The 9,760-nt window shown below is 73.0% G+C and carries 9 protein-coding genes; 3 read left to right on the plus strand and 6 right to left on the minus strand.

Annotated elements, in window-relative coordinates; translation table 11 throughout:
* The 4 genes from ACWDX9_RS54255 to ACWDX9_RS54270 form a co-directional block, all read right to left on the minus strand.
* Positions 1-755: radical SAM protein (locus tag ACWDX9_RS54255; protein WP_449970170.1), on the minus strand; the 755-nt coding region annotated here is incomplete at its 3' end.
* An 8-nt stretch (positions 756-763) separates the two neighbouring features.
* Positions 764-1,843, minus strand: coding sequence for a radical SAM protein (locus ACWDX9_RS54260; protein WP_449970172.1), 1,080 nt, complete (start codon positions 1,841-1,843; stop codon positions 764-766).
* Entirely contained in the window at positions 1,843-2,496 is a 654-nt protein-coding gene (locus ACWDX9_RS54265) for a GAF domain-containing protein (RefSeq protein ID WP_350732990.1), read from the minus strand. The genes ACWDX9_RS54260 and ACWDX9_RS54265 overlap by 1 nt, the downstream gene beginning before the upstream one ends.
* Before the next feature lie 10 nt (positions 2,497-2,506).
* Positions 2,507-3,337: a S8 family serine peptidase gene (locus tag ACWDX9_RS54270; protein WP_449970176.1), complete on the minus strand. Its 831-nt coding sequence runs from the start codon at positions 3,335-3,337 to the stop codon at positions 2,507-2,509.
* Positions 3,338-3,504: 167 nt separating this feature from the next.
* Between ACWDX9_RS54270 and ACWDX9_RS54275 the strand changes: the two genes are divergently transcribed.
* The 3 genes from ACWDX9_RS54275 to ACWDX9_RS54285 all read left to right on the plus strand — a co-directional run bounded on the left by ACWDX9_RS54275 (position 3,505) and on the right by ACWDX9_RS54285 (position 8,600).
* Positions 3,505-6,576, plus strand: a complete 3,072-nt coding sequence (locus ACWDX9_RS54275) for a BTAD domain-containing putative transcriptional regulator (protein WP_449970178.1) — start codon at positions 3,505-3,507, stop codon at positions 6,574-6,576.
* A 564-nt stretch (positions 6,577-7,140) separates the two neighbouring features.
* Positions 7,141-7,698 carry a hypothetical protein gene (locus ACWDX9_RS54280; protein WP_449970180.1) on the plus strand — a complete coding sequence of 186 codons (558 nt, stop codon included), beginning with the start codon at positions 7,141-7,143 and terminating at the stop codon, positions 7,696-7,698.
* A gap of 128 nt (positions 7,699-7,826) precedes the next feature.
* Complete coding sequence (locus ACWDX9_RS54285; protein WP_449970183.1) at positions 7,827-8,600, plus strand: SDR family NAD(P)-dependent oxidoreductase; 774 nt, start codon at positions 7,827-7,829, stop codon at positions 8,598-8,600.
* On the opposite strand, the gene hpnH is transcribed toward ACWDX9_RS54285, so the two are convergent.
* The gene (gene hpnH, locus ACWDX9_RS54290) at positions 8,574-9,578 is read right to left on the minus strand and encodes an adenosyl-hopene transferase HpnH (protein ID WP_364252412.1); all 1,005 of its coding nucleotides are present in this window, start codon (positions 9,576-9,578) and stop codon (positions 8,574-8,576) included. The genes ACWDX9_RS54285 and hpnH overlap by 27 nt on opposite strands.
* Positions 9,575-9,760, minus strand: a 186-nt coding sequence (locus ACWDX9_RS54295; RefSeq protein WP_449970184.1) for a hypothetical protein, incomplete at its 5' end; no start/stop codon positions are given. The genes ACWDX9_RS54295 and hpnH, both read right to left, overlap by 4 nt.

Raw genomic sequence — 9,760 nt, forward strand, 5'->3', positions numbered from 1 at the left:
GCCGCGCCGGTCGCCCGCCGCCGCAGCCCCCGGGGGCCGCCGCCCGTGATGACGCTCTCGTTGCAGCAGCCCGTGATCACGCCGTCATAGCGGACGGTCGGCGACGCGGTCAGCGGGCACGCGCCCAGCTCGGCGACGCCGTAGCGGCGTCCGATCGCGAAGACGCCGCTGCCCCGGCCCGCCCGCAGCGGGGTGATCAGCGTGATCTCCGCGCGCCGGGACCAGTCGTCCCCCAGCGTGTCGCGGAGGATCCCCTCGGCGAACGGCACCGCGCCGGGCTCGTCCAGGAGTTGGAGGACGATGTGGCAGCCGGCCCGCGCGGCGTGCGCGACCGCTCGGCCGAACCGCCGCCGCTCGACGGCGGCCTGGTGGAAGCTGTCCGTGCTGAGGATCACGGTCGAGGACCGTTCCAGCACCCGCGTGATCCACCGCGGGCATCGGGGCCCCGACGCCCAGTGGCCGCTGGAGAAGAGCACGACGTCCTTGCCCGCGTCCGCGAACGCGTCCACGGCGAGGATCAGCCCGCGACGCTCGGCGAACGGCTCGCCGCCGGAGATCGCGACGGCCTCGATGCCGGGTTCGGCGCAGATCCCCGCCAGGATGTCCGCGAAGAGGCGGTGGTCGGTAATGCGCGGGCCGGCCGGGAGCGCGGCGACGGAACAGTGCGCGCACCCGACAGGGCACCGATCGGTGAGGTAGAGCAGCACGGTGCGGCCACGCGTACGTCGCAGCCGCTCGATGTCCGCTAGCCTCAACCGGCGCATCACCGCTCCCGACCCTCCCAGCCGAGCGTCACCAGCTCGCTGTAGCGCGCGATGCCGTGGCGGCGGGCGAAGCCGTACGGGCCGTGCCGCTCCACGAGACCGCGTACGGCGCTCTCCATCGCCGGACCGGCAGGCGAGTCCAGATACCCGGCGACCCGTTCGCCCAGCCCGCGGTCCCGGTGCAGGGTGACGCAGACGTCGCAGTAGCCGGGGGCGGCGGCGTCCGATCCGAACCGCGCCTTCGCGTAACGCGGTCCGAACATCCGCACGGCCCGCGCCAGCGGCCGGTCCAGGTGGCGCCGGCGCAGCACCGGCCAGGGATCCTCATCGGCGTGCCCGAGCACCAGGTGCGGTGGGCGGGCGGCGGCGGCGAGGTCGTCGTTGCAGCAGGTGAGGACAGTCCCGTCGTAGGTGACCAGCGGCCAGGCCGCCATCTCGCACGGCGCGGGCGCGGCGGGCAGGGTTCTCGGGCCGGCGCGCGGGCCGTCCAGGGTCTTCGCGCGCCCGACCGGCCGGAGCGGCACCACGAGCATGGGCACCTGGTCGGCGAACTCCTCCCGCACCTCGCGCACCAGGTCGGCGACGTAGGGGTCCGCGCCGCCGTCCCCGGTGATCTGCACGCTCACCTGCGGCCCCCAGGAACGGATCTCGTGCAGCGCCCGGAAGGCCGCGCGCCTGCTCACCTCCCGCTCGTGGAAGCGGTCGAGGCTGACCGCGAAGTGATCGACCGCCGAGATGGCCGCCCGCAGGGCGGGCGGCACCGCGTGCCCGTCCCGGGCGAAGTACAGCCCGGACAGCAGGTACGACCTCGTCCCCGACAGCCGCGCCGAGTCGGCGAGGTCGCGCACCAGCCGCGGCCGCAGGAGCGCCTCACCCCCGGACATGACGATGAACTCCGGATGCTCCTGCCTGGTGAAGGACGCGACCAGCCGCCGGAAGGGCCGTTCCGCGTGCTCCGCGCCGTCCATGTCGGACTCCGTCGAGCAGTGCGCGCACGACAGCGGGCAGCGGCGGGTGAGGGCGAGGAAGACGCCCGCGGCGGGCACGGCGCGCAGCACCGCCATCTCGGCCAGATGCATCAGGTCGCTCCGTGGCCCGTGGTGGCGGTGACGAACTTGCTCAGCGCGTTGAGCAACTCGTCCACCGCGGTGTCGGAGGCCTCCGTACGGCTGAGCGCGATCTCCAGCCGGCTCCAGGGCGTGAGGCCCTCCCTGGCGCTCCGGGTCAGCGAGCGGGCGGCGGCCATGAGCGTGAGCGTGATCGCCGTCTGGGCGGCCAGCTCGGTGAACAGGTCGATGGCCGCCATCTCCCCGAACCGCTGCAGCGCGGGGTCCAGCACCTCCATCACGCCGATCGTGCGGTCCTCCAGCTCCAGCGGGGCCGCCATCAGGATCTTCGGCACGTACCCGGTGCTCTGCGCGAACTCCCGGTCGAAGCGCGGATCCTCCTGGACGTCGCTGAGCAGCACGGTCTCGCCGGTCTGGAACACCCACCCGGCGACGCCGCGCCCGGTCGGGATGGCCACCCCGAGCAGCCGGTCCTCGCCCTCCCCTGACGACGCCTCGAACACCAGCCGGTCGCGCTCCTCGTCGTACAGGAACACCGACGCGGCCGACGCCGAGAACGTCAGCCGGGCGAGCCGTACGGCCGACCTCAGCAACTCGTCGTGCTCGGTGGGACGCAACAGCCTCCCCAGCGAGGAGGTCAGGGAATCAGGGATGCCCACGCCCATGGTGGCCTCCTCAGGTCCGGTTGTTCGCGACGGCCGCCAGCACGTGCTTGAGCTGGCCGGTGGCAAGGCCCGGGTGCCGCTGCAGTATGCGCGCGCACAGCCCGGTGACGTGCGGTGTGGCGAAGCTGTTGCCGGTCAGGCGCGAGGTCCCGCCGCCCGGCAGCGGCACCTCCACCCCGACCCCGCGCGCGAAGAACTCGGCCGGGGGCTCCGGGTTGCACTCGATGTGCTCGGCGAGCGCCAAGGTGTGCGAACCCACCGAGATCACGCTCGGGAAGTGCCACGGATAGCTGCGCACCGGCCGGTTGTGGGCGGAGGCCACGATGGTGACCCCGGCGAAGAACGCCCTGTCCACGAGATCGTGCAGGGCCTCCTTGTGCTCGGCGCGCCGTGTCGACAGGCTCAGGTTGACCAGGGAGAAGCGCTGCTCGATGGCCCATTCCAGCGCCGCCAGCAGCACCTCGCCGCGGCCCTGCAGCCCGCTGCCGAGCACGCGCACGCTGGTCAGCTCGCAGTCCGGGGCCATGGCCCGGATGACGCCCGCGCAGGCCGTCCCGTGGCCCGCCTGGTCGCCGACCTCGTCGGGCACGACGTCCAAGCTGTCAGCCGTCATCGTGAGCGGGGTGATGGGCCTGGTGAAGACCGGGTGGGGCGCGTCGACCCCGCTGTCGATCAGGCAGACCCGCACGCCGGAGCCGGTGGCCGACCCCCAGGCCCACTCACGGGTGATCGCGCAGGGCAGCGCCAGCCGGGCCGAGTCCATGACCGCGCCGCGCGAGGCGTGCGCCAGCCGAAAGGTCCGCGGCGGCGGCGCCTCCGCGACAGCCGGAAAATCAGCCATTGCCCACCCTCAGCGTCATTGTTCTGGCTCCGAGTAAATAGTGGGAGAGGGCGTTCATAGTTACTTCAGAGTCCGATCAAAGCGCCGTCGGAGACTGATTTCGAGGTCTTGAGAAACCCCAACGCCTGACAGACCATGAGAGCGAAATCCAAACCGGAGTGTGACTCATGTTGGAGTTCCGCTTGCTCGGCGCCGTCGAAGCCTACTCGGACGGGCAGCGCGTCGTACTGGGCCCACGCAAACAGCGGCTGACATTCGCGGTTCTGGCTCTGGAGGCCAACCATCCCGTCACGGTGGAGCGGCTGGTCGAGCTGAACTGGCCGGGGTCCCGCCCGCGTACGGCACAGCACGCGATCCGGGTGTCGGTCTCCCAGCTGCGCTCGATCCTGGCCCGCGCCGACCCCGCCCAGGCCGAGGCCACGCTGACGGCGCAGGGCGCGGGCTACGTCCTGCGCACCGACCCGGAGCGGATCGACGCCCACCGCTTCCGCGGCCTGGTGCAGCGGGCCCGGGCGGAACCCGACGACGAGCGCCGGGTGGCGCTGCTCGACCAGGCCCTCGGCCTGTGGCGCGGTCCCGTGCTGGCCGGGGCGGCGCCTCCGGAGACCCAGGAGCGTCTGGGCAGCGGCCTGGAGGAGTCGCGGCTGGTGGCGCTGGAGGACAAGATCGACGCCGGGTTACGGCTCGGCCGCCACCGCCAGCTGCTGGACGAGCTGACCGAGCTGACCCGATGCCATCCGTTCCGCGAACGGCTGACCTGCCAGTTGATGATCGCCCTGTACCGCAGCGGGCGGACGCACACGGCCCTGGAGGAGGCCAGGAGAGCCCGCCGCCGCCTGGCCGACGAGCTCGGCATCGACCCCAGCCTCGAACTCCAGCGGCTCGAGGTGGCCATCCTGCGCAACGACCCGGTGCTGCTGCCGCAGCCCGATCGCGTCCTGGCGGCCGGCCCCGTGCCGCCCGCGGTGCCGGCGCAGCTGCCGCGCTCCGTCTCCGACTTCACCGGCCGGGCCGGGCAGCTCAGGTGGCTGGACGAGCACGTTCAGGACCACACGAGCACGCCGGTCACGATCGCGATCACCGGCGCCGCCGGGGTCGGCAAGACCGCCCTGGCCCTGTACTGGGCGCACCGGATCCGCGACCGTTTCCCCGACGGCCAGCTCTACGTCGACCTGCGCGGCTTCGCCACCGGGCCGCCGATGCGACCCGAGCAGGCGCTGGCCCGCCTGCTGCGCTCCCTCGGGGTCGCCCCCGAGCAGGTGCCCGCGGACGCGGACGAGGCGGCCGCCCTGTACCGGACCCTCCTGGCCAGCAAACGCGTCCTCGTCCTGCTCGACAACGCGGCGACGCCGGAGCAGGTCCGCCCGCTGCTCCCCGGCGCCACCGACTGCCTGGCCCTGGTGACCAGCCGGGACCGGCTGAGCGGGCTCGTGGCCCTCGACGGCGCCCGGCCGCTCCCGCTGGCCGTCCTGGACCCGGTCGAGGCGCGGACCCTGCTGGCCCGGATCCTCGGGGCCGACCGCGTACGTCAGGAGGCGGACGCCGCCGCCAGGCTGGCGCTGCTGTGCGACTACCTGCCGCTCGCGCTGCGGATCGCCGCGATCAACCTGTCCCGGCAGCCGACGCGCGCCATCATCGACGGCGTCACGGAGCTCGCGGGAAGCGATCGCCTGAACGCCCTGCAGGTTGACGGGGACGGCCGGGCCGCCGTGCGGGCCGCGTTCGACCTGTCGTACGCCGCCCTCGACGAGCCGGACCAGCGCCTCTTCCGGCTGCTGGGCCTGAGCCCCTGCCCCGACCTCACCCCGCAGGCCGCCTCGGCGCTGGCCGCCGCCCCGGTCGACCAGGTGCGGCGGGCCCTGGACCGCCTGGAGCGCACGCACCTGATCCTGCAGACCGTTCCCGGCCGGTACGGGTTCCACGACCTGATCAGGCTCTACGCCCGGGACAGCTCGAACGGGGCCGAGCGGACGAGCGCGCTCGCGCGCCTGTTCGACTTCTATCTCAGGGTCGCCGACGAGGCCAAACGCCTGCTCTACCCGCAGGCCCTGCAGCTGGCGGGACCGCCGCGCCGGCAGTCCCCGCTGACGTTCGAGGGACCCGCGAGCGCGCTGGCGTGGCTCGACGCGGAGCGCTCCGGCCTCATCGCGGCCATCACGTACGCCGCCGCGCACGGCCCCCGGGAGGTGGCCTGGCGGCTGGCCGACACGCTGCGCGGCTACCTGTCGCTGCGGCGCGACCCGAACGACTGGCAGGCCGTCGCCGAGGCCGCCCGCTCGGCCGCCGGGCTGGACGGGGACCTCACCGCCCAGGCCGCCACCGAGCTCAGCATGGCGCAGGTCTACCAGAGCCGGGGCATGCATCCGCAGTCGCTGAGCCACTACGCGCAGGCGCTGAAGCTCGCCCAGCGCTCCGGGTGGCGCGAGTGCGAGTGCGCGGTGCTCAACAACCTCGGCAACGTGCACTGGAAGCTGGGCTCGCTGCAGGAGGCCGCCGACCACTACAGCCAGGCCATCGCCCTCTCCCGGCAGACGGGCCAGCGCACCATCCACGCCACCAGCCTGGCCAACCTCAGCATGGTCTACCGGAGCCAGGGGCAACTGGCGCGGGCGGCCGAACTCCAGCACGAGGCCCTGGCGCGTTACCAGCAGGCCGCCTACCGCAACGGCGAGGCGATCGCGCTGGAGAACATGGGCGAGATCTACCACGATCTCGGCGAACTCGACCGCGCGCTGGACTACCTCGACCGCGCCCTGCCCATCTTCCGCCAGTCGGGCAACCGCTACGGCGAGGTCCTCGTCCTGAACACGCTGGCCGCGGTCCACCGTGACGCCGGCCGGTACGACAGCGCCCTCGAACTCGCCGACCGCGCGGTGGAGCTGTCCGTCGCGATCGGCGACCGCCGGGCCGAGGCCGACACGCTCAACACCCGGGCCACCGTACGCACTTATCTCGGGCGCCCGGAGCAGGCCGCCGAGGAGCACCGCACAGCGCTGGCCATCGCCCGCGAGGTCGGCAACTGGCAGCCCCGGCTGGAGTCCCTCATCGGGCTGGCCGGCGCCCATTGCGATCTGGGGAACCTGGAACAGGCGTCCGCCCACGGCCACGAGGCGCTCAACGACGCGCGCCGCCGGGGGTTCCGCCAGCTCGAGGACCAGGCGCTCACCGCTTTGGCGGCCATCCAGATCCGCGTCGGCGACCGGGAAATCAGCGCGGCATTGTCCGTCGATTCAGAATGAATAATCGGCCATATTTCGGTAGGCTGGCTTATTGCCTGACGGGGCTTTGGCATTTACCTTGGAAATATGAGGAAAGCAGCGATTACCACGTTCGGTGTACACGACGACACCAACAATTCTCACGACTTCGTCGAACTGCCTCGACGCTGAATTCCAACCGCAAGTAAATCTGCCGTTAAATTTTCCGCCCGTCGTACGCCTGCGCCAGAATTCGCCGCGGCGATATCGTTCGCGGCGGGCCGGCACGCGTCTCGCGCGGGTTCCGCCGCCGCCAGGCGGTGCCGCTGATCAGCGTCTCGACGGTCACGGGCACGAACCGCCCGCCGTCCCGCTCGATCCGTCCGTCCTCCCCGTGGCCCCGCGAGCGCGTCCGGCGCGGGCCGGGGCGAGGGCGGGACGCGGCGGCCGGGCCGACGGCGGCACCGTCCGGAGCGTCGTCGGAAATCACCGGCGGAAACACGGCCGCGGCACGCCGTCGTCCATTCTGTATACCTTGTCGCCCAAGGCGCGGCCCGCGGGCCCGCGTCCGGGCCGAAAGGGGTGGGCGGGAGCATAATCGGAGCCATGCGCGTGGGGATAGCCCATCATTTCGGTTGGGCCGTGGCGGTCACGGCATCGGCCGACCACCAGGTGGTGGACCGCCGGCGGATCGAGCTGATCGAGCCCGGCGTGCCGGCGGCGCCCATCCACCACGACGGCAGACGTCTCGACGACGCCGCGGCCTCCGAACTGGTGGCCCGCGTGCGGGCGTCGGCGGCCCGGGCGACGTCGGCCTCGCTGGACGAGCTCGCGTCCGCGCTGCCCGAACCGATCGTCTCGCTCTCGCTCCGGGCCTGGCCGCTCGACTTCCCCGACGACATCGCCGTCCAGCGGCGCGTGCCGTACGAGGCCCGGGCGGACTCCGTCATGTACCGCCAGATCCTGGCCGAGCTCGCCCACGAGCGCGGCTGGGCCGTCCACTTCTACGACGCCAAGGACGTGGCGGAGCAGGCGGCCGGGATCCTGGCCGAGCGGGCCGGCGAGGTCCTGTACGGTCCGCGCGCGGCGCTGGGGCCGCCCTGGGCGAAGGATCACCGAACGGCGCTCGCGGCGACGATCGTCGCCGCCGCGACGCGTACGTGACCTGCCGCGCGGCTCGCTTCCGAAGGCCGGCCCCTCCTGATCACGACAGGCCGGTTGGGACGGCGCGGGAGTGGAAAGCACACGACTGTACGTCGTGATACGCACAGGTACGGAGAACAGGTGACGCGATGAGGCTCGCCGACGCCCACGTCCTCGTCACCGGCGCCTCCTCGGGCATCGGCGCGGCCACCGCGCGGGCGCTGGCGGGCACCGGGGCGCGGCTGACGCTGGCCGGGCGTGACCGTGAACGGCTGGCGGCCGTCGCCGCGGCCACCGGCGGGCGCGTGCTGGTGTGCGACGTCGCCACCCAGGCCGAGGAGCTGGCCGAGCGGAGCGGGCACGTCGATGTCCTGGTGAACAACGCCGGCGTGGGGTGGGCGGGGCCGTTCGTACGGATGCCGGCCGGCAGCGTCGAGGAGCTGCTGGCGGTCAACCTCGCCGCGCCGATCGCGCTCACGCGGCTGCTGCTGCCGGGGATGGTGGCGGCGGGTCGCGGGCACCTCGTGTTCGTGGCCTCCATCGCCGGGGCGGTGGGCGTGGCGCAGGAGGCCGTGTACTCGGCGACGAAGGCGGGGCTGATGGCCTTCGCGGAGAGCCTGCGCCATGAGCTGCATCACGTGCCCGGCGTGGGCGTGTCCGTCCTGCTGCCCGGGGTGGTGGACACCCCCTTCTTCGTACGGCGCGGCGCCCCGTACACGCGCGGCCGGCCGGCGCCGATCGCGGCGGAGCGGGTGGCGCGGGCGATCGTGGCGGCGATCAGGGACGGGCGGCCGGAGTCGTTCGTGCCGGGCTGGCTGCGGGTGCCGGCCAGGCTGCGCGGCGCGGCGCCCGGCGCGTTCCGGGCGCTCGCGCGGCGCTTCGGGCGCATGGAGGGGTCAGCCGCTCCTGATGGCGCGCAGTGACTCCTTCAGCGACCCGATCGTGGCCAGGACGGCGGTCGGCTCGTATCCGCAGTGCGCCATGCAGTTGTCGCACCGGGGGTCGCGGCCCCGGCCGTAGGCCGTCCAGTCGGTGTCCTCGATCAGCTCGCGGTAGGTCCGCGCGTACCCGTCGGCCATCAGGTAGCAGGGCCGCTGCCAGCCGAACAGCGAGTACGACGGGATGGCCCAGGCGGTGCACGGCAGCTCGATCCGGCCCTCCAGGAAGTCCAGGAACAGCGGCGAGTGGTTGAACCGCCAGCGCCTCCGCCGACCGTCGGCGAAGGCCTCGCGGAACAGCGCGCGCGTCTCCCGCACGCCCATGAACCGGTCCTGCACGGGCGCCTTCTCGTACGCGTACGCGGGGGAGATCATCATCTGGTCGACGGCGAGCTCGTCGTTGAGGTAGTCGAGCACCTCGATGACGGTCCGCGGGCTGTCCGTGGAGAAGAACGTCGTGTTGGTGGTGACCCGGAAGCCGCGCCGCCGGCACTCGCGCACGGCGGCGACCGCCTCGTCGAAGACGCCCTCCTTGCACACCGCGGCGTCGTGGCGCTCGCGCACGCCGTCGATGTGCACGGTCCAGGCGAAGTATCGCGAGGGCTCGAACTCGTCGATCTTCTTGGGGATGAGCAGCGCGTTCGTGCACAGGAACACGTACTTCTTCATGCCGACGAGCCGGCGGACCAGCTCGCCGATCTGCGGGTGCATGAGCGGCTCCCCGCCGGCGATGGACACCATGGGGGCGCCGCACTCCTCGATGGCGGCGACGGCCTGCTCCACCGGCATGCGCTGCTTCAGCACGTCGGCGGGATGCTGGATCTTGCCGCAGCCGGCGCATTTGAGGTTGCACGCGAACAGCGGCTCCAGCTCCACCAGCAGCGGGAACTTGGTCCGTCCCCGCAGCCGCTGGCGCAGGATGTAGCCGCCGACGCGCAGGCTCTGCCGGATCGGGATGGTCATGACAGCACTTCCTCGGGTAGCAGCGCCGCCCAGCGCACCAGGACGGGGCCGACGGCGGCGAGCGTGCGGCGGGCGGCGACGCCGCGGGTGAGCGTGGCCAGGCTCAGCAGCGGCGCCTCGGGCGTGTCGACGATGACCCGCACGGCGGCCAGCGGGCGCCCCGCGGCGGCGCGGGCGAGCGG

The organism is Nonomuraea sp. NPDC003201 (genome assembly GCF_053590415.1).